This window comes from uncultured Cyclobacterium sp. (genome assembly GCF_963977555.1).
In the GTDB taxonomy this organism is placed as follows: domain Bacteria; phylum Bacteroidota; class Bacteroidia; order Cytophagales; family Cyclobacteriaceae; genus Cyclobacterium.
In genome coordinates this window covers 305476-331332 of sequence record NZ_CAXBPD010000003.1, presented here as the reverse complement: position 1 = coordinate 331332, position 25857 = coordinate 305476, and the positions used below count along the sequence as shown (strand labels likewise).

The window sequence follows — 25857 nt, the reverse complement described above, 5'->3', positions numbered from 1 at the left end:
AAAATTCGGAAAAGTATTTAAATCTCTTATTGATAATTATAAAATAATATATTTTATCAAATAAGATAGCCTTTGTTCCAAATGTTATTTTACTTTAAAGGGTTTACTTTTTAACACTACGTTAGTTCCTGGGTACGTAATATCCATACTATTTTCTGCCGTAATCAAAATCATAGTAGGCTTGTATATGGTCTCCGCTTCAAAGGAGGCTTTTCCTTTATTACTGAAAACACCTCGGTTGTTTGAGATCTCTCCAAGTTTAGTAATTCCCTGACCTGAAGCCTCTATCCAAACCATATAGTGCTTTTTTGGAGGGGAAAGTCGTTCTGGAAGTGCCAAATTATTAATGTTTATTTTTACATCATAAGCACCTTCTTTGTTTTTACTAATGCTTGCAGTTGGTTCTGCTGCCGGTACAATATTGGAAACAGGAAAAGTGACTTTTGTAGAACAAGCTGAAAAAGCTAAGGCCACTGCAAAAACGGTGAAATAGGCGAAACAGCTTTTTTTAGTAAGTAGGTAGGTTTTCATTTTTTATTAGTTTTCGGGAGGCGTTTTATTTTTAACAATTGTAGCTTTTAACTTAAATCACTATAAAATGTTCCTCTTAGGATTGAAAATAAGTGTTATATTTCAAAGAGATCGTTGCAAAATTAGTTGATTCTGTGACAGGCTTTGATAAAATTTAAATGGCTGTTTAATTTCACGAGCAAATATTAAGCCTAATGCGGGAGGAATAAATCCCTTCATTTACTTTAATGGATTCTGGTTCTCTTTCTCCGACATGAATACCCAGGTCACTTTCCCAACATTGTTTGGCTTTTCGGCATAAACAGCTGATATTGAGCCCTTCCATTTTCCATTGGATTCCCTTGTCACATTTATTTCTCTCCAAGAATAGTGCCCATTTTCATAATCATAGGATATTCCATCATCATCATACAAAGTGAATTGACCTGGTGATTCCCCATAGTGAAGTATTTTTAAATCGTAGGGTTGGTTCTTACCGGGTGCATGGAGCATGGGCTCCATTAATGGGACAATTCCACCATCCTTGACAAAGACTGGGATTTGGTCCAAGCGAGCGTTTATGGTAATGACTTCACCATTTCCTACATATTCTCCCGTGTAAAAATCATACCATTTACCTTTTGGTAAAACTACTTTTCGGACCTCTTCTCCTGCAAAGATTGGGGCTACCAATAAGGATGGACCTGCCATGTATTGATCATTTAATTCTTTTTTTATGGCTTCTTGGTATGGATTGTCCTCTAGGTTTGAAGTGGCATTTGTTTGTCTTTCATTGTTTAAAACAAATCCCTTTTCAAGTTGCATGGCCCTAAATGGGGGAATTCCCTCAAAATGGTATAGTGCAAAACTACTGTACCAATAGGGCATCATTTTCATTCTTAATAGCGCCATATCTTTAATCTCTGTTGCTACCTCGGGATAAGACCATGGTTTTGTTCCGCTGGCCCAGGCATTGATCATCGCCATAGGAGAAAAAACAACTGTCTGGAATCTTCGCAGCCATTCCTCTGAGGTTTTTGATGCCCTTGCTTCCGGTGTCCACAAGAGACCTGAGAATCCACTATTAATCATAGCCGTTATGAAGTCTCTATGGTCATAATAATCATTGTAAATGACATAAGGGAATGAAACACCTCCTCCATTTGAAGCCCTTACAAGTCCATAAGTCCTTCGGTTTTGTTCTCGGAAAAGCTTGCTGGATTGTTTTTGTACCAGCAAACCGTAAGTCTGACGAAGTTGTTCGGCAGCGAGTCCCGATGGGAATTGAGCCACATCAGGCCACAACCAGCGGTCGTATCCATCGACTTCATCAATCTTATATCCTCCGACGCCGGGAAGAACATGATCTTTTTTAAAACTTTCCCAATAAATTTTTTGTGCTTCGGGAATACTTAAGTCGGGGACGGCTCCAGCCCACACGGTATGGCTTCCATAATAGGGCTTGAGTTTTTCGTAGAAGCTTGCTTCTGGCGAAACATACGGGTTGATCCAAAGATTTAGACTAATGTGTTTTTCTTTAAGTTTTTGAATTAACTTTTCTGGCTCTGGAAAACGACTTTCATCCCAGGCAAATGTATTGGGGTAGGATTTGCTCTGCCAGCCAGGTTCCAGTCCTATGAAATCCAATGGGTAGCCCTTTTCTTCAAATTCATCCACCTCCGCCAATACTTGATCCTGATCAAAAAGTCGATGTACTCTTTGCGTAAAACCTAGGCCCCACCTGGGTGGGATAGGCCCTCCGCCATTGAATAAATTAAACCGCTGAACAGCTTCCAACATGGAAGGACCTGCAAAAATGTAAACCTCAACTCCATTGGCTGGTACTAGAATCTCAATCGCATCTGAATAGGGGGAAGCGGTCCAGTCTGAATTGGTGTTTCTGTCCAAGGCCTCTGCCGGATTCTTACTGTCTAACCTGGATCCGGTGCCCGCGTAAACGTCCAAATACCTTGAAGAATTAATGAAAACACCGTAACCACTGCTTGTTACATAGAATGGAACCGGTGCATGCGTCCTTCCATTGTCCTGTCCTCCATAATGATCCACATGAAGCCGCATGATTCGGCCCCTTTGGTGAATGGTTTTGAAGTTTAAGCCAAATCCAAAAACTTGTTCCTCTCTCTCAAGTGGAAGTTGTAGCAACGTATTACCATCCAAGATCTTGGCCTTGATCTCTGCTTTTTCTATAGGGAAGGTTGCTTGCCCCAAGCGAGAAATAGCAGGAATATTTGGTTTGCTATCCGCGGCAGTGAGTAGGTTGTAAACTTCTGCTTCTCCTACGGTACCCTTCCAAATCCCTGGCGCTATATTTTCCCAAAGCAATTGCTGGGCATCAATTTGGTGAATATTGAAGATAAGAAAACAAAATAAGAACAGATATTTCATGGCTTTAAAATTAGTACCTATCAATATGAAGAATTAAGTAAGGTTGGTAAGATTAAAAATAATCTTGTAGAATACCTTGTGTGAAACAATGGTACTATTTAATCATTCTAGCGTATATTTGAAATATAAATTTGAATTCTTGATGCAAATGACCCTCAATAAACTAAAAATTTGTCTTTTACCAGTATTATTACTCATGAGTACTTCAACGCTCTTTTCACAGGAATTGTGGCAGGTTAGGCAAGTAACCAATCAAGCCCAGAACCATGCAATGGACAATAATCAAAATTTCTCTCCTGATGATGCATGGATTGTCTATGATACAAGGCCAAATGAAGGTGGGATAGGGGAAAACGCGATTATAGAGAAAGTAAATGTTGCAAATGGTAAAACAGAGGTAATATACAAGACGAAAAATGCCGATAAGCACGGCCCTGGAGTGGGAGCCGTAAGTTATCATCCAAAAAAAAATGAAGTTGTTTTTATTCATGGTCTCCCACCAACCAGTCAAGAAAATCCTTATGCCATGCACAGGAGACTGGGTAAGATTGTTAATGAATCTACCAAAAAAGCCTATTGGATGGATAGCCGAGATATCGACGCACCATTTACTGCCGGAGCTTTGCGTGGTGGTACCCATAGACATCAATGGAGCGGGGATGGAGATTGGTTAGGGTATACCTATAATGATGCTTTAATGTATGAGTTGGAAGAAAAGACAGGAGATACATATAATTTAAGGACTGTAGGGGTTTCTGCGAGAAATATTAAAAGCCCTAAAATTTCAGCTTCAACCGGTGAAAATTTTCAAGGAGAGTGGTATTCTGTACTTGTGGTAAAAGTGGTACCTAACCCACGGCCAGGAAGTGGGGAAATCAGCAAAGCCTATAGTGATTGGTGGGTAGGAGAAAAAGGCTATCAAAAACCAAATGGGAGTTGGCAGAGGGCTAGGGCATTTTTAGGAGACCTAGTGACCAGCAAAGGGGAGAACCTGACAGAAGTTTTTCTGGTAGATGTGCCAGAGGATATAAGTGTTGAAGGAGATGAAGGTCCTTTAGCTGGAACTTCAACGACCATGCCCATGCCTCCAGCGGGAGCTACCGTCAGAAGATTGACTTTTACGGAAGGGAATAAGTACCCAGGAGTCACCACGGAATTTAGACATTGGGTAACTTCATCTATGGATGGGGCCTTTTTAAGTTATTTGGCCAAGGATAATGAAGGAATCGATCAGGTATTTGTCATTCCCGTAAATGGAGGTACACCTAAGCAGGTCTCTTTTCATACTTCACCGGTTCAGAGTACGGTGAGGTGGCATCCTAAGAAAAGAGAGTTTGCTTATGTTTGTAACAATCAGGTTTATGTCAATAGGGTAGATGCGGCAATGAATCCTGGTAAATCTATTGCTGTAAGTGAGGTTTTTGAAACAGCACCCTTTGCAATAAATTATTCAAATGATGGAAATAAAATAGCCTTCAACAAAGATGTTGAAGGCCGGGTACAAATTTTTGTTGCAGAAAGACCTTGAGCTAGTTTTTCAGTTCATACCATTCGATGTTCACCAACGGTGCCCTCCGGCTCGAATTACCTTGATTGGCATTTTCTGGCGCGTAGTTTTTCGATAGATAATCAAGAATCAGGTCTTCCTGAGTGCCGAGCTCCCAAAGGTTTTGGGAGCTTTGCATCCATCTTATCATTTTCTCCCAGCCAGCGCGATCTGCATGATTCTGTGTTACCAGTTTGGCAGAGTGACAGGCCGTGCAGTTGGCAATGACTAAGTTGAGCCCTTCGTCTGCAATTAAACCTGTTGGCATATGAATACCATTTTCAATCTCAGTGTCCAAAGGATTCGCCTCAATGGGTGCGTCAGCCTTTGTAAATTCCCCATCCGCTAAAGGGGTGTCTCTAACTGACCATAGGTAACCGCCGATGGCTACTAGAGCTATTAGTATGCTGATTATGATAATTCTTAATTTTCTCATATTAGGCTACTTTTATGGCGATTCTGTGACAAGCATTGTTGAGGTATCCTTTTGGATTCCATCCAGGAGTGACCATAGGCTGGCCAAGGCCTTTGTTGTCCGTGGCTTTGGCCCAGACCTCATAATATCCTTTTTCAGGAAAATTTATTTTGGCTTTGAAGTGTTGCCAAGAGTAGCGATTGGCTGCTTTCTGAAGGGTACAGGAATGCCAAGTAGCTCCAAAATCTATGGAATATTCTACTTTATTTATGCTCTCAGCACCTGTCCAAGCATGGCCTCTTATTTCAAGGGCTTGGTTTGATTTAATCATTGCGCCAGATTTAGGATAGGAAATCAATGATTTAACAGGCATGCTTTCAATGATTTTCATGTCCTCATTCTTCACCTCAGCACCAGGTTCAACGGTGTACTTGGGGACGGAGTAGGAAGGGGCTGCCATTTTCTCACCATCGTGGACCTTGTCCCGGATGGACAAGCTTTTTACCCACTTTCCTGAAACCGATGCAGGAAAGCCAGAAGCGATCAAACGCAATGGATGCCCGTGAGCAATAGGAATGTCTTCTCCATTCATAGCAAATGCCAATAGGGTATAATCCTCCATGGCTTTGGCAATTGGAATGCCTCTTGAAATGGGTTCTTTGTTGGGGTCTCGGCTGATGTGTTTGTCAGCTCCATGGTAGCCTATATAGACCGCATTGTCTTTTATACCAGCATCTTTTAATAAATCTTTTAAGCGAATACCTGTCCACTTGGCACAAGATACAGCACCCAAGGACCATTGGTTGCCTTTTGCAGGGGGGTAATATTCTTTTCTCCCATTTCCACCACATTCCAATACTAGCTGGTAAGTGTGGACTGGGAATTTCGTTTTTAAGTCTTTTAGTGTGTACGTTTTTTCTTCATCAATGGCCTCGCCTTTGATGGTCAATGTCCAATTTTCAACATCTATATCATCTGGAATCAATCCATTGTTCCTAATGAACATTTTATCCGAAGGGGTTACGGCATCATCCAGTAAATGGGCTTTGGATTCTACATTCCACGGTTTGTCGTTTAACACGATCATTTCCTTATCCTTGCCGAAAAGTGTGAATGGGTCATTGTCCTGTTCAAGTGCTACAGGAATGTAATTTTCAGGAAGCGCAAAAACTATATTTGAGCCTAATAAGGCCGCCATTGAACTCAATGCTGTTTTTTTTATAAAGTTTCTCCTATTTGGATTTTCTGCTAATGCCATAGGTATTTTGGTTTCAAATGAGATTGTAAATTAAGCCAATTTAAACAGAAAAACGCAAGCGAAAACCTATAATATCTCCAATGTACATGAGAGGTCTTTTCCGTCCTTAGAGGCTTAATGTTAGTTTGGAATGGTTAATTAAAACGACCTCCAAGGGCTTGGAACAGGATTACTGCATCCTCACTTGGTACCTAGGTAATTCCGAAGTTTAATGAAAAAACGAGGTCGTAATGCTGTAAGTTGGAGAACATCAAAGTGATAGAATTCAAATCCCGCCATCAATACCCATGTAATCAGAATACATTCAATTTTTTATAGATTGGACTGATTGATCGTTTGTTTTAACTGACATTGAAGTAATTGTTTAATTCTTCGGTCATGTGGCTTTTGTCATCCAAGTCTTTAATAATTATACCTTTTTCAAGTAGGACGATTCTTTCACATATCTCTGCCACATGGTTAAGGTCATGGCTAGATATTAAAAAGGTGACCAGGTTTTCTTCTTTTTCTTTTAGAATTAATTTTTTTAACCTGATTTGTGAGCTGGGGTCAAGGTTCTCAAAAGGTTCATCAAGCAATACTGCTTCAGGCTTTCCAAGTAGCGCTGCGGCGATTCCTACTTTTTTAATGTTACCTTTAGAAAGGTCTCTGATGTATTTTTTGGATTCTAATATTTCACCATTAAAAAAATCATGAAATTTTTCCAGGTGCAATTGAAGGTCTTCTTCCGACAAGCGGTAGATCTTTCTTAGGGCAGTGAAATACTCTTCCGGGCTAAGGTAGGAGAGTAGCATGTTTTCATCCAGGTAGGCTCCCACGTTGTTTTTCCATTGTTCACCCTTGCTTACTTCCTCTTCATCTACAGTTACGGTGCCCTCTGTAGCCCTGACAAGGTCAAGCATAACGCGAAAAAGGGTGGTTTTGCCTGCTCCATTATTGCCAACCAAGCCAAGGCATTGGCTCTTGGGTATGGTAAGGGCAGGAATATCCAGTACTGTTGTGGTGCCGTATATTTTTTTTAATGCGTCTATTTTAATCATAACTCTTGACGAAATGCAGCTGAAATTTCATATTTTTTATCTACTACAGCATCAGCCATTTTTGTTGAGATCATAGGGAAAATGAGCAAGCCAAACCCGCCGATAATGCTTAATGCAAGCAATCCAGAATAATCACCAAACCAATAAGCAACAGGAAGAAAAACTGCATACGGAACAGCTACCAGCGGGATGATCATCAGGAATTGAGAGAGTCCCATGCCTTCGTAATTGAATACGGAGCCCTTGTGTAAGTTCATTGGCTTAGGTTTCCATAATGCCATGTATATCACAAGGTGAATGGTTACCCCCATGTTAAACAAAAACGTAGCGAGGTGGATAAGTAATACGTTCCAACCGAAATATACATAGGGTACAGACAGAATGAAGCATAAAAAGGAAATGCCTATAAATAAAAGGTATTTCCCTTTTACCAACGCCCTAAGGCCATTTTTTTGGTGCACATAGAAGTCGAAGGTAGGAGAGTTCCAGCTTAGGAATAATTGTCCGTATTGAAGCATAAATATGCCCGTGATAAAGGTGCCTACAAAGATGAACAAATAGCTGAATCCACTTTCTTTTACATAAGCAGGATTGTTGTAAAATATCAGTCCATAAAGGAGGAATAGTAGGCATAAGGTAAGGTAGGTACGGCTTTTTTTATGTCTAATTATTAATTTCCATTCCAAATTTGCCAACTCACCAGCAAGCCCAAATTTGGATAAAAATCCTAAATCATGGTTGGCAAATTGCAAATGGTCGCCCTCAGACAGTTCCTCCAAATAGGCATTTTGTCGGTAGAAAGCGAAACACAGAAAATAGCTTAAAATCAATACTACTGCCAAAAGGAAAACAGGAACTGGGTTTTCAAGTGCAAAAGTAAAAACAGGCTCGAAAAATCCTCCAAGATCATAAAGCCCAAAATAGCTAGAGCCTATACTTATCAATAAGGCACTAAAAACGACCAAGGTACCGATAAGGCTGTCCTCAAACCGCTGTTTGAACCATAGCACAAACCAATGCATGGACCAACTAGTGAGTAGTACTGCGCCCAACCAGGCAAAGGCTGGACCGGGACCAAAAGTTGCATTTAGTTCTATAAAAGCAAAAGGACCAAATATTAAAAAAGCTATGATGTTCAGTGGAGAAAGGAAACTACAGACCAAAAGGAAATGAATGATCCCTGATTTGGCTATGGGTAGATGCAGGTAATTTTCTAAATTGATTACAGGAAGTTGTTGAATAAAATACCGGTATATAAGCTCTAAAAAGAAGAAATATAGCAAATTACTGTTGATGAAATAAATAGCATCAGGCTTTTCTAAAACTTCCGTTATCAGCTTATTTAAGAATAAACCAAAAAGGAGTAAGTAGCCCAGTAATAAAATACCTATGAACAGTACAAATATGCCAATTGTCAGGCTTCTGGCAAATGAAGTGCTTCTTAACCTTTTTAATAATTCTAATCTTATCAGGGTTTTCACCATATAAATAGCCGGGTTATTATTGGGTTTTGAGGGTTTGAATTTCTAAAATATGAAAAATTTCATCAAATGCAGTTAATTATTCCAGTTTACTGGTTTATATTTCATATTAAGATGTCTTTAAAAATATGGATTCGGAATTATTTATAAGAGAAATGCAGGTAGAAGACCTGGATGCAGCCATGAGGCTGAAATCTGAGGAAGGTTGGAACCAAACAAGGGGCGATTGGGAGCTGTTTTTAGTAAATAACCCTGATTTATGCCTCGTGGTGGTAGCGGAAGAAAAAGTGGTAGGAACCGTTTGTTCCTTTTCCTATAAGGGGGAACTGGCATGGATTGGGATGATGCTAGTGGACAGGATGTACAGAAGAAAGGGCATAAGTAAAAGACTTATGCATGAAGTTATCCAGCGAATAGGCGGAAATCAAACCATCAAATTAGATGCAACACCTGCAGGTCAAAAAGTATATGAACAAATAGGGTTTGTAAAAGAGTACTCCCTCTTTAGATGGGTTCGACCTAAGGGAGCATTCCAATGGATAAACCCTCTTCCTCATGAAGTGTTAAAAATTTCTAAAGAGGATTTCACCGAGATATTGCACTTTGATAAGAAAGCCTTTGGAATAGATAGGGAAGTGGTACTACTTTATCTGTTCAAAAAATTTCCTCAGGGTGCTTTTTTAGTTAAAAGAGAAGGTGAATTAGTAGGGTTTGTTTTGTGTAGATTAGGGAGTAAATTCTTGCAACTAGGCCCATTGATAGCATCAAATGATGCTATTGCCCAAGCGCTTATTTCTAGGGTTTTAGAAGACTTTCATGAAATAGATCTCGTTTTGGACTTGGTAGAGCATCATTCAAATTTAAATCCATGGCTTGAAAAAAGAAGTTTTGCCAAGCAGCGTGAGTTAATTAGGATGTTTATTCCTCCTCAAGCTACAAAAGGTGATATTGATAGTTATTATTTGATAACTGGACCGGAGCTAGGCTAAGTCCTGAAAGTGTCATTGGCTATTTTTCAAATTTCAAATAATATTTAAATTAGCATGTTACCAGCGTGTTAGCTAATGTGGGGGGCTAAAAAGGCAGGTCAGAACGTTTTAAGTTCGATTAATTTTATAAATTGCGGTGATGGAAAATTTTGTTGTTTCTGCCAGAAAATACAGACCCTCGGACTTTAAAAGTGTGGTGGGCCAAAGCCATATTACCACTACACTAAAGAATGCGATCAAAAATGATCACTTGGCGCAAGCTTTTTTGTTTTGTGGACCAAGAGGTGTGGGTAAGACAACTTGTGCCAGAATCCTTGCCAAAACCATAAACTGTGAAAACAGACAGGACAACGGGGAAGCGTGCAATGAATGCAGTTCATGCGAGGCTTTCAACTCCAATAGCTCCTTTAATGTTCATGAATTGGATGCGGCATCAAATAATTCTGTGGATGACATGCGGAGCCTTGTAGACCAGGTAAGGTATGTGCCCCAAAAAGGCAAATACAAAGTTTACATCATTGATGAGGTTCACATGCTTACCACCCAGGCTTTCAATGCTTTTTTGAAAACATTGGAAGAGCCTCCCAAACATGCTATTTTTATCCTCGCTACGACAGAGAAGCATAAAATTATACCTACCATTCTTTCCCGTTGTCAGATTTTTGATTTTAACAGGATTCAAATTCAAGATATCAGTCAGCATTTGGAATACATTTCTAAAGAAGAAGGAGTAGATTATGAAGCTGAGGCCTTGAGATTGATAGCTACCAAGGCTGATGGCGCCCTAAGAGACGCGCTCTCTATATATGATTTGATAGTCACTTTCTCGGCAGGTAAAAAAGTTACTTACCAGGAAACGATTAATAACCTACATGTTCTGGATTACGATTACTATTTTAAAGTAACGGATTCATTGTTAAAGGAAAGTATCTCTAAAGCATTGTTGATTTTTGACGAGATTCTTAAAAAGGGTTTCGATGGGCATAATTTTCTAGTAGGCCTAAGTGAGCACCTTAGGGATTTAATGGTTTGTAAGGATGCTGATACGGTGGTATTACTCCAGGTTTCTGACACTGCCAAGGCTAGGTATGTGGAGCAGGCTGCAGAGATTCCTTTCTCATTTTTATTGTCCGCTTTGAATATTTGTAATCAGGCAGACTTGTCTTATAAAACCAGCAAAAACCAAAGATTACATGTAGAGTTGGTCTTAATGAAATTAGCGAAGTTGCCTCATGCCATTTCACTTGCAGCTGTGGCTAGCGATGAAGCAAAAAAAAAAGCCTGACAAATGAACCAGAAATAAAGGCTGAAAATTCAGGGTTTTCAAATTCCGCCAGTCAATCTGGTTCCATTCCACCGGTCAAAAAAAAGAGCTTTACCATTCCCTCCAATCTTGAAGCTGTAGAAAAACAAATCAAAGATAGGCCACTAGAAACCCAAACTAAAAAAGAAATTGTAAAAGAGGAAGTTTCTGAGTTGAATGAAAATCTTCCCAGACAACCGCTTAATTCGGATACCATCAGAACGGCTTTTGACGAAGTATTGGTTGAGTTTAAGGAGGACCATAAAAATATGGAAATGGCTTTGCTCAGTCAACCCTTTGAGCTAAGGGGGCGAGAGGTCGTATTTATGCTAAGTTCTGGTTTACATGAAGATTTATTCCCTAAGTTAAAACCAGAGCTTACCGGTATTTTAAGAAGAAAACTGAGACATCCTGATGTAGAGGTTACCTACGAAATCACCAAGGAGGCAAAAAACCCTTTAAAAAACCTATATACTTCCAGAGAGAAATTAACTTATTTAATGGAGAAGTCGCCTGCACTAAAAGAATTGAAAAAACGTTTTGGTTTAGATGCTGATTTTTAAAGCTAAAGATAGCGGAGGTGTTTCATCACTTAAGCTAAAAATACATGCTTACACCGCAATTTTTAAAAATGATTTAAAAGTCTAAGGCAATCCCGAAATTTAGCAGGTTTTGGAGCTGAATGGCTCTTGTGGCTGGTCCATCATCTTGTGAGATATAGACACTTTCATCGTAGATCATTATGGTAGCAATTCTAGTAGTGATGTATTTGTTTACCTTTAAGCTGATCACTGAATTGAAGTTGACGACCGTATTACCCAATTTCTCATAATTGGTAAAGAGATTCAGGTCCATTTTCCAATTGATATTCTCCATTACTTTAAAGTCGGCAGAAGAACTCAAGGAAATACCTGCCTCTGGTTTTACTTTCTCACCGGGGATGACACCAAATGCGCCAGCCATACTCAGAGAATCGTCCAATACTACTGTAAATCTTCCTGTGAAGGGGGAAAGAATGGAGGAGAACTTGCCGCCATTCTTGGAAGTGACTTGGAAATTTAAACCTGTGGAGGACTGTACATATCCCGGACTTAAAAAATCTGAAAGCCGACTCCGACTGTCCCTTTCAGCACCCGATTCTCTATAATAGCGATAACCTTCCATTAATTGAGTTCGTGCATCAATTTGGGTGGAAAGGTATATTTTTTTACTTAACTGACGCCCATATTTACTGATGAAAATAAAGTTGTCATTGGATTTTCGTGTTGGGAAAGCCCTTCCGGTTTGCCTGTTTATCCCATAATTGAGGGTAAGATTGGTTTCCCAGATAATATTCTCTTTTGCATAATTGGCGAACAACACTAATCCGGTATTTAAAGCAAAAGAACTTGCTCCACCAGCAGCCCAGTTGCTCAGACTTACTTGCTGCAAGCTAAAATTAAAGTTGCCACCGTTTTTCCAATAAATAGGTTCTACTTCTGTAGTGAAAATCAAAGAATCTCCAAGCATTACCAGTGTATCTCCACCGATGATTACAGTATCTGCCTTTGACAATGCGTCCTGAGCCTGTACGAGGCTGATTTTTGTGGCAAATAGTAAAAATAAAATTAAAACAATCCTTGTGTGCATGGCGAATAAACGGTGGAATACAAATATACAGTCAATTATTTTATTTATTTTCGAATTTCCAGTTTTTGTCCAACAGAGAGGATATTATCTTCACTTATGTTGTTCCAATTTCTTAGTTCCAATACTGTAACACCGTAATTTCTGGAAATGGAATACAGTGTGTCACCCGGTTTTACCTGGTGTTCCCTATAATTAGTTTTTGTTTCTACAGGTATTTGGGATTTAGGCGTATTTGCTGGTTTTTTATCAGGTACAGGTATCGCAATAGATGTCGGGCGTTCTACAGGAGCAGTCCTTTGAGGTTGCTTTTGCTGGGTTGCCGTTCTTGCTGGTGCTACAGGTGCAGGCGTTAATTTAACCCTTGCAATTGCCTCGTTTTTTTTGTAATATTTCCTTAAGCGCAATACCATGCCGGGAAGAAGTTGTTCGTCCTTGTAAACCCTATTTTTTGCCATCAAGCTGTGTTTACGGATGCCATACAATTGAGAGATTTCCCAAAGGGTTTCTCCGGGTTGAACAATATGTTCAGGTGTTTTTGCTTTGCTTTTTTTGTTTTTGATGTAATAATAGCCTCCTGCCTGTATAGGATCAGAAGCCTTTAAATCATTTACCCTTCTTAGTTTACCCTCACTTATCCCTGCCTGAATGGCAAGTTGACTTTGGTTGTTGGAAATCGCAACAACTCCCTTAATCCCGTTTATTTTTATTTGATTAGGCTTTTTAGGATTCTCGGTGATTTTCGGGAATCCCAAGGCATTTGATTTTATAGGAAGTAGGCCGCTATCCTTGGTAGAAGGTGGGTCACTGGCAAGTAATGGCCGCTCTGGAACTATCCCTTTTAAAATATACGTGACGGTATAGGTCCTGTCGTTTGGAATGCTGCCTTTTAAGCTCCATTTGTTGTATTCTTGTAAATGATTTTCGCTCACTCCAAGTGTTTTGGCTACTGATTTGAGGTTGGAAGGACCTTGAATAGGGTATTCATGTAAGTAACTTCCATTGCTAACCATTTTCCCTAATTGACCCTGATAGGCAATTTTGTGCGCCAGAAACTTTTTGAGATACCAGTAAGTGTTCCTATCAATGTCCATACTTTGCTGGCCTTTGTACTTGTCTTTATAATAACCTCTAGCTCCACCCAAACCCATTTGATAAGAGACCAGTGTGGTGGCCCAGTTTTCCATGTATCTCTGATGTTTCTTTAAGTATTTCGCTGCTCCCCGAGTGGATGATACAATGCTTTTGCGTTCATCTACTTCATTGTCTACCCTTAAGAACACTTCTTCTGCTGTGCCTTTTTTAAACTGCCAAAAACCCACAGCATTGGATGTGGATACCGCATCGGAAATCAAACTGCTTTCCTGAATGGCTAAAAATTTAAAATCATCAGGTACTCCTTCTTCCCTAAGCACTCTTTCGATAATCGGCATGTATAGGTTTACTCGATCCAGCTTTGTTTGAAAATGAGTAGCACTTCTATACTGTGCATCTACATCTGCCTGAATGTCCTTTCTCGCGGCATCGTTTAGTTTTAAGGTGAGTCCTGCAAAGTCAATGACTTGTGGCACCTGTGGTGCCTGACCCAAAACAGGCAAGTAAAGTATTGAAAAAAATAAGATGCTTACAATTACTGTTTTTTTCATTCTCATTACTGTTAAAGCTTTCTGACAAGCATGATGCCATCCCTAATCGGTAAAATCACATTTTCTACACGTTGATCAGCATTTACTATTTTGTTAAAAGCTAAAATAGCGGCTGTGTCCTTATCTACTTTCTTGCGGTTTTTAGACAATACTTTTCCTGACCACAAAATATTGTCAGCTAGAATAAAACCTCCCGGCTTTAATTTATCAACGATAAGATCATAGTAATTGACATAATTGCGCTTGTCTGCATCAATAAAAATAAAATCAAATGGGCCATGTAAGGTGGGAATAACTTCAAGTGCATCACCTATTTTATAATCGATTTTGTCTTTTAAGCCCGATTGATTGAAAAAACCTTGTACCAATTCTTCCAATTCTTCATTGATATCAATCGTAGTCAATTTGCCATCATCGGTTAACCCTCGGGCGAGAAAAATGGAGGCATAACCAGTGTAGGTGCCGATTTCCAAAATATTTTTAGCCCCACTCATTTTTACTAGTAATTCTAATATTTTCCCTTGTAAGTGGCCAGATAGCATTCTCGGCCTTAGCACCTTCAGATTTGTTTGTCTCCGTATCATTTGTAGCAGCGGGTCTTCACTACCACTATATTGATCACAATAGTTTAAAAGGTCTTCGTCAATCATAATTATTTTGGCAGATAGGTTAAAAAACTAAATTTATCTACATCATATATTTCATTGGCTAGCTCCATAAGCTCTTCTGCTGTAGCAGAACGAATGCTGGAGAAAATATCTTCAAGCCTTTCAATTTTCCCTTTGTCAAGAAGTGTTTTACCATAGACCAACATTAGTCCTGCGTAGTTTTCCTCTGCCATGGCCATTTGACCTATGGCTTGCTCTTTGCCCATGTGCAGTTGCATACTTCCAAGTTTTTTAGTGCAAATGCGGTGAATTTCTTTTAAGACGATTTTACGGGCTTTTTCAGCAGCCTTTTCTTCTGTTCCGTAATATATTCCAATAAAACCTGTGTCAGTAAATGCCTGATAAACGGATTCAATGCTGTAAACCAACCCATGCTTTTCTCTCAAAGCCATATTTAGCCTTGAGTTCATGCTGGGCCCTCCCAATATATTGTTTAGCAAATGGAGTTTAAACCTTCTTGGATCATCTATCGAAAATGCAGGCTTGCCCAATGCGCAATTGGCCTGGGTGATTTCTTTATTAAAAGTGTTGGATTGTGGTGTATAGGTTAAGGAAGGTGTCCTCATAAGCGAACTTCTGCTAGTAGGAATATTGCTTAGTAAAGGGGTCAACCTGTTGAGTGCTTTCTTAAAGCTTATATTACCTACTACAGAGACCACGATTCGGGAGGTGTCCATGTGCTTGGCAATAAAGTTAATGAAGTGTTGCTGCGTAAAACTTCTCACAGAATCCTCTGTACCGAGAATATTGTAACCAAGGGAATGATTGGGGAATAGCAAACTGTCAAATTCATCCTGCAGGGCATCGTCAGGAGAATCTCTATACATGGCCATTTCTTCCAATATTACCTGCCGCTCTTTTTCTATTTGTTTGGGTGGGAAAGTACTGTTGAAGGTGATGTCACAAAGTAAATCAGCAGCCTTGTTCCAATGCTCCTGAAGCACAGTAGCGTAGAAACATATTTTTTCTTTGGTTGTGTAGGCATTCAACTCACCACCGACAGAGTCAAGTCTGTTAAGGATATGGAATGCCTTTCTTTTTTGGGTGCCTTTAAAAGCCATGTGTTCCCAGAAATGCGCCAATCCCACCTGCTCTTCCGTTTCATCCCTGCTGCCGATATCGAGTATAAACCCACAGTGAACCAATCGGGTACTGTTTACTTCCTGGTGTACAACTCTGATTCCGTTTTCAAACGCTTTGATTTGATATGTCATGCCTCTTTTTCCAAAGAACAAAAATAGCATCAATTATCGGGAAAGAAACCAGGTAGTGGAAAAATTGGGACACTAAAACAGATTTTTACATGAATTAATCATTAGTATTACTAATAGGTAATTCTACACCTAATGGAATGATTGATATGTCATTCGAGAAGGAGAATCTTTAAAACAAAAATCTTCGCTGTAAGAAAAATTGTAGCAATTTTAAGCATAGATGACCGGTAGTTGGAGCTACCAGAAAAATAAATCAATTTTTTTTCAAAAAGTTTTTTTGAGGTGAAATACAATTTAAGTAAAACGATTTGCAATTAAGGTTTTTCGTAATGTTAAAAATTGTAAAACATTGATTTACAAAGGTGTTAAGTACAGTTTGGTGATTTGTTATTTCGAAATAAATGCCCCAGATTTGTCATGTAGTCAAGTGTAAATAACTGCACAAATCATTTATAATAGCTCTAATAACGTAAAATTTAAGATCATGAAAAGTCAAAAAAAATTAATGGTGGCCCATCTTTTTGCTTTGGTATCTCTAGTGATGATACTTGCTGTCGCCAGTCTTTTTAAATTGAATATTTCTCTTAGTGGAGGTGTAACTTTTATTCATGTATTGTTAGTAATAATACCGCAATTAGGTTTTGGTTATTTGTTTTGGAACAATGTAAAGACCGAAAAGAAAGTGTTGAGTTGATTTTTTAATATAAGATTCCAGCATTATGGGTTTAGTGCTGGAATCTTTTTAAATTTTTTGTAGCATTTTTTGAGGCTTACTAATACCTGTTTTTTATATACATTTTTTTAATTTTTTTTACCTTACCCACCAGGTTACAATTTAAAGGATTTAATTATTCCAAAGCTTATCCTGTTCTTATGCAGGATTTGGTTCCCATTTAAACTTTGAGACAGTGGGGTCTGCCAGACCAAGCTTAAAGTCCAATCTTTTATGTTGAGGTCTGTTCCGGCCTGTGCAAATACCACATCACCGCCTGTTAGGGCTTGTTTTTCACCCTCCCAAGTGTCATTCGCTGAATGTTCAAAATATCCACCTAGGTTGGGGACCAAAATCCAGTTGTTTTGAAAGGTAAATTGATGAAAGCCTACAGCAGATCCATTAAAACTGTTTCCTAATTGGTATTCTTGGCTCCCTTCAGTAGCTGTTTTATAGCTGAAGGAAAGGTTGGCTCCTGTTTTTGTATAAAACAACTGGTAATTCATCCTACCAATCAAACTCCAGGAACCTGTGCCGGGCTGGATAATCGGATCATAAAGTTGCTCAGCATTGGCTACCCTTCGGGATTGGCCGATAGGGGCTGTGAAAGCTATTCCCGGACGGAAAGTATGTCTGGCCTTGGAGTTGTAGATGTAATGGATATAATCAGCTGCTAATGTCAAGTCTCCCCAGCCTTTTACACTAATGCTGGTGTCCTGAACAGCATTGGGAAGGTCCAGTAATTTCTCATAATAAACCCTATTGGATTCATAAGGCAGGAGAAAGGTGAAGTTCCAGTTGTTTTTTAACATGAAATTCCCTCTCAACTCTACCGTTTCATAGGTTTCCCAATCCATTTTGGTTTTGTTGACATACAGTCCGGTGCCTTCCGGTTCGTGCATGACCACCTGGTCAGGACTAGTGGTTGTTAAGACCCTCGCATTGGGTGTGTAATTGTTTGCAGCGTTGTTTTCAAAAATGGTGTTTGATAAACCGGCAGTGGTTACTTGGGTGGAGGTAGTCCCGTAGTGGTTGTACTCCCCAAAACTACGGTGCCTGTAGAAAAGGCCGAAATAACTTCTGTTTTGCAAGAGACTGTATTCAAAAAAGTTACAGCTATCACAGGCTTTGGCCTCTTCAGGCATAAAGGAGAAGGACAAAAGGGTGATCGCTAAAATGGTGAGTCTTTTCATAGTTGTGAACCTATTTCTGGTAGGCGGTATTGGTAATAAAATTGTTATCGTTTAGGCTATTTAGGAAAGCCAATAGTTCTGTTCTTTCAGTGGCACTTAATACAATGCCTTTCTCAAGTTGTGGAGCCAAGGTTTTATTGGCCTTTATGCCAGTTTCATAATGATCCAATACTTCGTCCAAATTAGCAAACCTGCCATCATGCATATATGGAGCCGTAAAAGAAAGGTTTCTCAGAGAAGCAGTTTTATAAGCACCCATGTCCTCGTCTTTGTAGGTGATTCTGTACCTGCCTTGGTACAATCCTTCCAATTCGGGTGGATCGGGAGAGCTGCTGTCCAGACCATTGTTATGATAACTTAAATCCGTAAATAACCCTTCCTTATGGCAGCTACTGCAATGTTCTTGGTATACGCTGTAGCCTTTCAACTCTTCGGAATTGAGCTCGGTTTCGTCCCTTTTCCATTGGTCATATTTGCTTTCGTCGGATATCAGCGTCCGCATAAACTGAGCCAGGGACCTTGCGATGGTTGAACTTGTAATGCTGTCTGAAGAAAATGCCTCCTGAAATAACAGGGGGTAAGCTTCATGGGTGTTGATGTATTGAAGTACGTCATTTAGATCTGCTGCCATTTCATCGGGATGTGTTAGCGGGCCAAAAACCATGGATTCCAGGTCATTGGCTCCACCTTCCCAAAAGAGTCCATCATGCCAAGCCAGATTAAATAAGGCAGGTGAGTTCCTACGCAAGGCCGATCCGGATACTCCAATATTGGTTAATGCCAGCCCATCGCTGAAAGCTTTTTCCGGCAAGTGACAACCTGCACATGAAACTTTTCCATTGGCAGACAATTCAGGGTCAAAAAACAATGTTTTGCCCAGTTCCACTCCTTCTTTGCTGAGGTAATTCCGTTCCGGTTGGGGAAAGTCACCCTGTTGAAGCGAAGAAGAATACACCGGAACATAATATTCCGGTGCATTTTTTTCCACCTCTTCAAATGCAGGCATACAAGCATTCAAAAAGCCTGTGGCAAGCATTATCAATGACAAACTGGATTTTCGGAATTCCATTTACTTAAAGGTGTGCCAATGATTTATTTGATAGAGAAAAGGCTTTGCTGGTAATTGTTGGCAACGGAAATGGCCAATGGTCCTCCCATGATGCTTGTGCTTTCTAGCTCGTGTACCACTAGGTCACTCTCACCGGTGAACAAGCTGCTTATTTCTGCTTCAATGTCAAGGTCTACCATGGCTTCACTACCTAAGGTTAAGCCCTCTGAAGATAAGTCAAAAGAGAATTCTTTGAAATTAACTTCTGTCTCCGGATCGTTATTGCCAATATGAATGACCAGCCCTCTTCTGTCAGAACTTTCGTATTCCCATTCACCTTCCAATACCAAAAACTTGTACCCTGTTTTCCAGCTCCAGACCATGTCGTTGTTGGGGTCAAGATCTCCAACCTGATCTGTAGACAGGTTTCTTTCTTTGTCTATGCCCACATAATAAGACAGTTTGTCGTAGTTCCCCACCGGTACTTCAAAAGTGATTTCTTTTTTACCGGCTTCATCAATGAGATAGTAACCATCTGCTAAGGTGTAGGTGCTTCCGGATTGGCTGTCTTCAAATGTGATATTAGAAATGTAATATTTGAATTTACTTGGAGTGAAGGTTTCTCCTGATGGTAAGGTATAAGCTTTTCCGTCCAGTTCTAATGCTTCTCCATTGAGTACATGAGCGAATTCAAGGTTCACTTGAATTGAAGTAAACATTTCCTCTTCGTCATCTTTACAAGAGGTAAAGCCTAAAACGACCAATAGTATAATAGCTAAATTTTTCATCATATTTTAATTAAAAGGATCCGAAAATGCCGGATCGGTTATGAATGTTTCGTCTGTTAATGTGTGTAAAAAGGCGATAATGGCCTCTTTTTCTTGGCTAGTAAGGTGTAGTTTTACCGGCTCTCCAGGTGTAATGATTTCATTGCTGGCTTCCAGGATAAGGATATCCAAAGAAGCATTGCTTTCCACATGCTCATTGTAATGGTCCAAGACCTCTTCCAAAGTGTTAAACCTGCCATCATGCATATAGGGTGCGGTTAGTGCGATATTTCGTAGCGTTGGCGCTTTGAATTTCCCCTTGTCTTCTACTTTTCCCGTAACCGCTTCTAAGCCCGAATTTAAATTTTCATCTGAATCCAGTCCATTGTTATGAAATCCCAACAAATCGTTTCTGTCCCCGGAGGTCAAAAACCCCAGGTGGCAGTCGCCACAGTTTCCACCACGTAGTGATATAGAAGCTTCCGGATGCGTAAAGAAAAGCTCCATTCCCAATTGTTCGATATCAGTAAGGACAATTTCTTCCTTAATCCATTGGTCAAACCTTGAATTGCCGGAGACCAATGTTCGCAAAAACTGGGCAATGGCTTTACTGACCAGATCAGCACTAATTTGTTCCGTTCCAAAGGCAACTTTAAAGCGCGTTGGGTAGTCCGGATCATTTTGTAGCCTTTCTACCGCTTCCTCTATGGGTAAGTTCATTTCTGTAGGGTCCGAAATTGGCTGAAGGGCCTGATTTTCCAGATTTTCTGCACGGCCGTCCCAAAAGAACCTGGAGGTCCAATGCAAGTTGGCCAATGACATGGCGTTCTTTACACCGATGGTGCCATTTACACCGGCGCTGAACTGCTCACCATCCGTGAAAGCCTTGGACTGTTGATGACAGGAGGCACATGAAATGGACCCGTCCAATGACAGTTGTTTTTCATAGAAAAGCATGCGGCCTAGCTCAACACCTTTCTCTGTGAGTGGATTGTCGCTTGGTGAAGCAATATTGTTAGGGAAATAATCAGGATGTTGTAATTCAATTTCGGTGTTTTCGGGAAGAGGTTCTTCACCCACTTCCTCATTACAAGCCCAAATTGACGTACAAATCATGATTATCCCAATAGAATAAGTAATTGGGTATCGTGACATAACCTTTACCAGCCAATGTAGAATAATAGAAAATGTGACAGGTTGCCTTAAATAAACTTGAAAAAAGCAAGTTTGATTGTAATTTTGGTGTTAAAGCGACTAAGCTGGAAGCCTAATCTGCCTTTTAACCAAAATGTTGTACAATAGCTATTTTAACGCAGCCCACTGTCAAAGAAATTTAGGCAATTGCTTTGGGCGGGTGAAAAATATCTACGAGTTGGGAAACCCTGTAGGCTTCCTGATAGGAAGTTCCGTGATTTAGGGTTGTGGATGGAAGGGTTGTCATTGAAATAGAGGCTTCTTGTAAAATGAAAATACCAAAGTCTCTGTTAAACTCTATGCCTCCTGCTTGGTTTTCTTTTTGGTCTTGGGCCTTTTTTAATTTCTCTGCCAGGAAGCATTGCCCATCACAGTGCAGCATGGGCTTGTCTTTATTCACACAAAAATTCTCAATGATATAAGCGCGGTTAATGGTGAAGTCCATTTGTATGACAGAAAAAACCAAGCCGTTGAGCAAGATTATCAAGGAGAGCGATATGTGAATAAATGCTTTCGCCATTTGAATGCAAAAGTAAGGATTTATTTGTTTAAATGCACTTTGTTTGCAAAACTAAAATTGCTGCGTGGTCTTATGATTTTGATCATAATCGCAGCCCTTAAATTTGCCGAAGTGTATCAAAAGTAACAGCAATTCATTGGATAGGGTTCAAAGAGGTGAAGCGGAAAAGCTGATTTATCAGGTCATTCTGAGTATTTAGGGTAAAATTTGGTCCCTGTTCAGCCCCATTCAGGGTTGAAGTAATTCAAGTGGGTTTCCAACCACGGTTATTATTGATTAGGCCCTCCAGGCCTGTGGGGATGAAAGTAAGTGATATAGAATTCACTTACTGAAGTATTGAAAGAGATGCCCTTGACTGCATTGGATAATTTGACTGAGGTATATCTGATGCCTGCGGTGGTTTGGATGACTGATTGATTAAAAAGTTTAGCAAACTATCCTTTTTATTATCCTCAGTATTTTTTGAAGGATTTAGGTTGAGTTCCAGATATAGATAGATGATAAGCAATTTAGGCTAACTGCTAAACTTTCTTCAGGTTTAACATCTTTGATAAGGTAAAATAGTTAGGTAAGTTCAAGGCTATCCAAAGAAGCCTACAGGGCTTCAACAACAATAATCACGGGTGAGAACCCGTGGACAGTCAATCCCTAAACAAAGCCCAACCCCGAAGGGCGTTGAACAAGACAAAGGATTTACTTTTTACTAAGCAATAAGAACATTTATTATAGTAAGTCCTTTGGATTTATTCGTTCTCTCTTGTGTAATCGGCATTCCAAATGCCTCGTAATCTTTTAAAATGGATAAATGGTAGTAGTTCTAAACTACTCCCGGATCCCTGTTCAACCCCGTCCGGGGTTGCAGTGTTTGTTGTATGTGCCAAATCCGAGGGTTGTCACCCACGGCTATTATTGTTCAGGCCCTCCAGGCCTGTGGGGCAAGAATCAAAGGTTCAGAATGTATTAATTAAAATAGTATTCGTTTACTGTATCGAGAATTATGGCTGTCCCTTATCTGGTGACTGCAATATCTCAGGTGGCTACGGTAGTTGTGGTGGCTGAGCTTGGCGAAGCCAGCCTGTCGAAGTCATCTAAGCCAGCTTATCGAAGTGTTCGGATTCGTCGGGATTAAAATTGCCGATCGTTTTTAGAATCACCAATATTGATGAAGTAATTTTGACTGACGAATAAGCTTTCAGGGTGTGAAGTTTTGTAATGAGAGCGGTTCAGGGGAAAGTTACCCTTCCCAATGATTTTTTAAGCCACGTAATAACTTGTCCGTAATCTAAACCCCGGCAGGGGTGATATTTTTGTAGCCAGTGGCGTCAGCCACTGGTTTAGTGAAATTATCCGTTAATATGATTTTGGCGGTATTGTTGCTTTTTTCTGCAATAATGCTGACAAAATCACAACGTCTATTTCTTATCAAAAACGGGCATGAGGTCAAATCAAATTACCCAGCCATAAATGCAAAATACATCAGCCCATGGTGTCAACCCTATATTAAAATGCAAAACCAAACCTCAGCCCTAAAAAGTGGAGCCGGCATTCCAAATGCCTCAATCTCTTTTAAATTGGATATATGGTAGTAGTTTAAAACTACTCCCAGAGGAGAGCGGTTCAGGGGAAAGTTACCCTTCCCAATGATTTTTTAAGCCACGTAATAACTTGTCCGTAATCTAAACCCCGGCAGGGGTGATATTTTTGTAGCCAGTGGCGTCAGCCACTGGTTTAGTAAAATCATCCTTTGAAATGATTTTGGCGGTATTGTTGCTTTTTTTCTGCAACAATGCTGACAAAATCACAACGTCTATTTCTTGTCAATAACGCGCATTAGGTCATTGTGTTAAAATGAGAAACCAAATCCCAGCCATGGCAAGGATGATATAATATTTTCTTCCCTTAACCTGTATTGGTCAAGCCGGAATTTCTCCACACGTTGCCATAAATTTATCCATCAAAGTTTAGAGAGAAATTTTAAACTTTGATATTAGTTGTTAAATGGTTAAGTTTAGTTCTCTTTCCTTTAAGTATTGATAAACTTTATAGGTGACCTTTGATAAGAAAAAACTCCATTTTGAATAGCTCTTCATATGCTAATTTTTACAAATAATTTATCAGAAAACAGGAATATTTTTATCATTTTCATTTTCCTATTTTGTTCATGTCAGGGAGAAGAAGAAAATAAATTGCTGGAAATAGTAAAGGTTAAGGAGATAAAAATTAAGCCTGATGTTATGATGTCATCTAACCCGGCTTATGTTTATTTGATAGAATCGGACTCCGGCCAATACCTTTTTTACCTGAACCATGTTTCAATGAATTTACAGTTTTTGAATTTGGAAAACGGAAAGGTAGCCAAGGAAATTGTATTGGAATACGATGGGCCAAATAGTATGAGCAGACTTTCTGGAATTGCAGGTTTGGAAGAGGATACGGTTTGGACAACATTTAGCCCGCATGCTATATCATTTTTGAATTATGATGGCGAAATCCTGTTTGAAAAGAAAATACCTGCAGGTAAGGTTGATATTACTTATGTAGGCTCCGACTTTCATAAGGAGCTTCATCGCTACAGTGATAAGGTTTTTGGCATGCAGCCGTATTTTATGAATCATCATGGGATGAATAAAGAAGACATTCAAAAACATTCTCTGGTCTATAGTTATGATATGGTTTCAGATCAGTCCAAATGGTATGATGTGTATTATGCTAAGGATTATTGGGACAAAGGAAAAAAAAGAGCCTATTTTTCATGGGCAAGAAGAAAGGACAAGCTTTATATATCACCATGGTATGATCATGAAATCCAGGTGTTTGATATGAGTAAGGAAAAGGTAATTGAAAAGATAGATGTTAAGTCAGATCATATCAATAGCTTTTATTTTTTAAATGAGATTCCGGGATCCCGTGAAGAGGGGAGGGTTAATACATTAATTCATGACCTTTATGGAATAATTCTTTATGACAAGTACAGGGATTGTTTTTATCGTTTTTTTTATCCGGGATATATGGATGAAAGAGAGTATTCTTTAAAGAAACTAAGTATGCTAAACCGCTCGAGGCCTTTTATAGGCGTGATGGTTTTGGACAAGGATTTGAATATTTTAGGTGAACATGTTTTTGATAAATTTCAAGTACATACTTCTTCTAATGTATTTGTAGGAGAAGAAGGCTTATACCTCTCGCTTAACAATGAAAACAGTCCCGATTATGATGAGGATCATTTAAGGTATATGGTGGTTCGGTTTGATGTGGGGAAATGAGCAGTAGAAACCTTTATCATAGTAATGTCTTTGGATTTATCTGTCCTTTTTAGTGGAGCCGGCATTCCAAATGCCTCAATTTCTTTTAAAATAGATAAATGGGAGTAGTTATACCTACTCCCAGAGGAGAAAAATAAAAATAATACTTGCATTAGTGATGGTTTTGACTTTTTTATCAGCCTGCCAGAATGATCAGGGCAAAGCCTATATGGAGCGAATGGGAATGGAAAGAGATCAATTTACCTCGTTTGTTATTGTGCTGGACTATGGTTGTCACACTTGTAAGGACCGGTTTTATGAATATGTCCTTGAAGCATTCCCCGAACATAGTGCGGTGATCTTTAAGCGCAAACCAGATCAAGCTACAGTTTTACCTTTGGTTGCTGAAAGAAGTCCCTGTTCAACCCTTCCAGGGTTGTGGTATTTCAGGTGGGTTTCCAACCCGTGGGTTGCCACCCACGGCTATTATTGTTCAGGCCCTTCAGGCCTGGGATGACGAGTATAATAAGTTCAGAAATAACTTAATTATGTAATATTCGGTGAGGGGATTGGCAATACTGGCTGAGATATATCCCGTGGTTACGGTTGCTGTGTTGCCTCAGGTGCCTTCGCTGGCTCCGGTAATTGCGATATCTAAGTTGACTCCGGTGGCTGAGCTTGCCGAAGCCAGCCTGTCGAAGTTGTCAAAGCCAGTTTATCGATGTCAACGGATCCGTCGGGGTAAAATTGCCGATCGCTTTTAGAATCGACAATATTGATGAAGTGATTTTGACTGAGGAATAAGCTATCAGGGTATGAAGTTTTGAAATGAGAGCAGTTCAGGGAAAAGTTACTCTTCCCAATGATTTTTTAAGCCACGAAATAACCTGTTCAAAACCAAAAACCCCGGCAGGGGTGATATTTTTGTAGCCAGTGGCCTCAGCCACTGGTTTAGTGAAATTATCCGTTGATATGATTTTGGCGGTATTGTTGCTCTTTTCTGCAACAATGCTGACAAAATCATACCGTTTATTTCTTATCAAAAACAGGCATTAGGGCAAATCATCCTACCTAGTCTT

The 25857-nt window shown here is 39.6% G+C and carries 23 protein-coding genes; 7 read left to right on the top strand and 16 right to left on the bottom strand.

What is annotated here, in order from left to right; all coding sequences use genetic code 11:
• Positions 1–84: 84 nt before the first annotated feature.
• The gene (locus AAC073_RS05390; RefSeq protein ID WP_339922819.1) at positions 85–531 is read right to left on the bottom strand and encodes a hypothetical protein; all 447 of its coding nucleotides are present in this window, start codon (positions 529–531) and stop codon (positions 85–87) included.
• A 219-nt stretch (positions 532–750) separates the two neighbouring features.
• Positions 751–2916: a TIM-barrel domain-containing protein gene (locus tag AAC073_RS05385; RefSeq protein WP_339922818.1), complete on the bottom strand. Its 2166-nt coding sequence runs from the start codon at positions 2914–2916 to the stop codon at positions 751–753.
• Between the two features lie 196 nt (positions 2917–3112).
• On the opposite strand from AAC073_RS05385, the gene AAC073_RS05380 reads away from it, so the two are divergent.
• Positions 3113–4444 (top strand): DUF3748 domain-containing protein, encoded by a 1332-nt coding sequence (locus AAC073_RS05380; protein WP_339922817.1) that lies wholly within the window; start codon positions 3113–3115, stop codon positions 4442–4444.
• Between the two features lies 1 nt (position 4445).
• Here the strand turns inward: AAC073_RS05380 and AAC073_RS05375 are convergent, their stop codons facing one another.
• The 4 genes from AAC073_RS05375 to AAC073_RS05360 all read right to left on the bottom strand — a co-directional run bounded on the left by AAC073_RS05375 (position 4446) and on the right by AAC073_RS05360 (position 8659).
• Complete coding sequence (locus AAC073_RS05375; RefSeq protein ID WP_339922816.1) at positions 4446–4898, bottom strand: hypothetical protein; 453 nt, start codon at positions 4896–4898, stop codon at positions 4446–4448.
• A gap of 1 nt (position 4899) precedes the next feature.
• Positions 4900–6135, bottom strand: a complete 1236-nt coding sequence (locus tag AAC073_RS05370; protein WP_339922815.1) for a sulfite oxidase — start codon at positions 6133–6135, stop codon at positions 4900–4902.
• 341 nt (positions 6136–6476) lie between these two features.
• Positions 6477–7175, bottom strand: coding sequence for an ATP-binding cassette domain-containing protein (locus tag AAC073_RS05365; protein WP_339922814.1), 699 nt, complete (start codon positions 7173–7175; stop codon positions 6477–6479).
• Complete coding sequence (locus AAC073_RS05360; RefSeq protein WP_339922813.1) at positions 7172–8659, bottom strand: DUF5687 family protein; 1488 nt, start codon at positions 8657–8659, stop codon at positions 7172–7174. Before AAC073_RS05360 ends, AAC073_RS05365 begins: the two co-directional genes overlap by 4 nt.
• Before the next feature lie 125 nt (positions 8660–8784).
• Here AAC073_RS05360 and AAC073_RS05355 point away from each other — a divergent pair, with 125 nt between their 5' ends.
• The 3 genes from AAC073_RS05355 (at position 8785) to AAC073_RS05345 (ending at position 11511) form a co-directional block, all read left to right on the top strand.
• Positions 8785–9645, top strand: coding sequence for a GNAT family N-acetyltransferase (locus AAC073_RS05355; protein WP_339922812.1), 861 nt, complete (start codon positions 8785–8787; stop codon positions 9643–9645).
• 139 nt (positions 9646–9784) lie between these two features.
• Positions 9785–10930: a DNA polymerase III subunit gamma/tau gene (locus AAC073_RS05350; protein WP_339922811.1), complete on the top strand. Its 1146-nt coding sequence runs from the start codon at positions 9785–9787 to the stop codon at positions 10928–10930.
• A gap of 191 nt (positions 10931–11121) precedes the next feature.
• Positions 11122–11511 (top strand): hypothetical protein, encoded by a 390-nt coding sequence (locus AAC073_RS05345; RefSeq protein WP_339922810.1) that lies wholly within the window; start codon positions 11122–11124, stop codon positions 11509–11511.
• A 73-nt stretch (positions 11512–11584) separates the two neighbouring features.
• Here the strand turns inward: AAC073_RS05345 and AAC073_RS05340 are convergent, their stop codons facing one another.
• Genes AAC073_RS05340 through AAC073_RS05325 form a run of 4 tightly spaced genes read right to left on the bottom strand, consistent with a single transcriptional unit; the run spans position 11585 to position 16102 of the window.
• Positions 11585–12577, bottom strand: a complete 993-nt coding sequence (locus AAC073_RS05340; protein WP_339922809.1) for a DUF3078 domain-containing protein — start codon at positions 12575–12577, stop codon at positions 11585–11587.
• 44 nt (positions 12578–12621) lie between these two features.
• A complete protein-coding gene (locus AAC073_RS05335; protein ID WP_339922808.1) occupies positions 12622–14220 on the bottom strand; it encodes a LysM peptidoglycan-binding domain-containing protein in 1599 nt (532 codons plus the stop codon).
• Positions 14221–14231: 11 nt separating this feature from the next.
• The gene (locus AAC073_RS05330) at positions 14232–14876 is read right to left on the bottom strand and encodes a class I SAM-dependent methyltransferase (protein WP_339922881.1); all 645 of its coding nucleotides are present in this window, start codon (positions 14874–14876) and stop codon (positions 14232–14234) included.
• Positions 14873–16102, bottom strand: coding sequence for a pitrilysin family protein (locus tag AAC073_RS05325; protein WP_339922807.1), 1230 nt, complete (start codon positions 16100–16102; stop codon positions 14873–14875). Before AAC073_RS05325 ends, AAC073_RS05330 begins: the two co-directional genes overlap by 4 nt.
• A gap of 484 nt (positions 16103–16586) precedes the next feature.
• Between AAC073_RS05325 and AAC073_RS05320 the strand changes: the two genes are divergently transcribed.
• Positions 16587–16796 carry a hypothetical protein gene (locus AAC073_RS05320; protein ID WP_339922806.1) on the top strand — a complete coding sequence of 70 codons (210 nt, stop codon included), beginning with the start codon at positions 16587–16589 and terminating at the stop codon, positions 16794–16796.
• A 134-nt stretch (positions 16797–16930) separates the two neighbouring features.
• Here the strand turns inward: AAC073_RS05320 and AAC073_RS05315 are convergent, their stop codons facing one another.
• From AAC073_RS05315 to AAC073_RS05295, 5 genes are all read right to left on the bottom strand, one after another.
• Positions 16931–18007: a hypothetical protein gene (locus tag AAC073_RS05315; protein ID WP_339922805.1), complete on the bottom strand. Its 1077-nt coding sequence runs from the start codon at positions 18005–18007 to the stop codon at positions 16931–16933.
• A 10-nt stretch (positions 18008–18017) separates the two neighbouring features.
• Positions 18018–19076 carry a cytochrome c peroxidase gene (locus tag AAC073_RS05310; RefSeq protein ID WP_339922804.1) on the bottom strand — a complete coding sequence of 353 codons (1059 nt, stop codon included), beginning with the start codon at positions 19074–19076 and terminating at the stop codon, positions 18018–18020.
• A gap of 23 nt (positions 19077–19099) precedes the next feature.
• Positions 19100–19846, bottom strand: coding sequence for an MbnP family protein (locus tag AAC073_RS05305; protein ID WP_339922803.1), 747 nt, complete (start codon positions 19844–19846; stop codon positions 19100–19102).
• A gap of 3 nt (positions 19847–19849) precedes the next feature.
• Positions 19850–20938, bottom strand: a complete 1089-nt coding sequence (locus AAC073_RS05300; protein WP_339922802.1) for a cytochrome c peroxidase — start codon at positions 20936–20938, stop codon at positions 19850–19852.
• A gap of 217 nt (positions 20939–21155) precedes the next feature.
• Positions 21156–21536 (bottom strand): hypothetical protein, encoded by a 381-nt coding sequence (locus tag AAC073_RS05295; protein WP_339922801.1) that lies wholly within the window; start codon positions 21534–21536, stop codon positions 21156–21158.
• 2234 nt (positions 21537–23770) lie between these two features.
• On the opposite strand from AAC073_RS05295, the gene AAC073_RS05290 reads away from it, so the two are divergent.
• Complete coding sequence (locus AAC073_RS05290; protein ID WP_339922800.1) at positions 23771–24799, top strand: DUF4221 family protein; 1029 nt, start codon at positions 23771–23773, stop codon at positions 24797–24799.
• Between the two features lie 157 nt (positions 24800–24956).
• Complete coding sequence (locus AAC073_RS05285; RefSeq protein WP_339922799.1) at positions 24957–25295, top strand: hypothetical protein; 339 nt, start codon at positions 24957–24959, stop codon at positions 25293–25295.
• A 322-nt stretch (positions 25296–25617) separates the two neighbouring features.
• On the opposite strand, the gene AAC073_RS05280 is transcribed toward AAC073_RS05285, so the two are convergent.
• The gene (locus AAC073_RS05280) at positions 25618–25821 is read right to left on the bottom strand and encodes a hypothetical protein (protein WP_339922798.1); all 204 of its coding nucleotides are present in this window, start codon (positions 25819–25821) and stop codon (positions 25618–25620) included.
• Positions 25822–25857 lie beyond the last annotated feature (36 nt).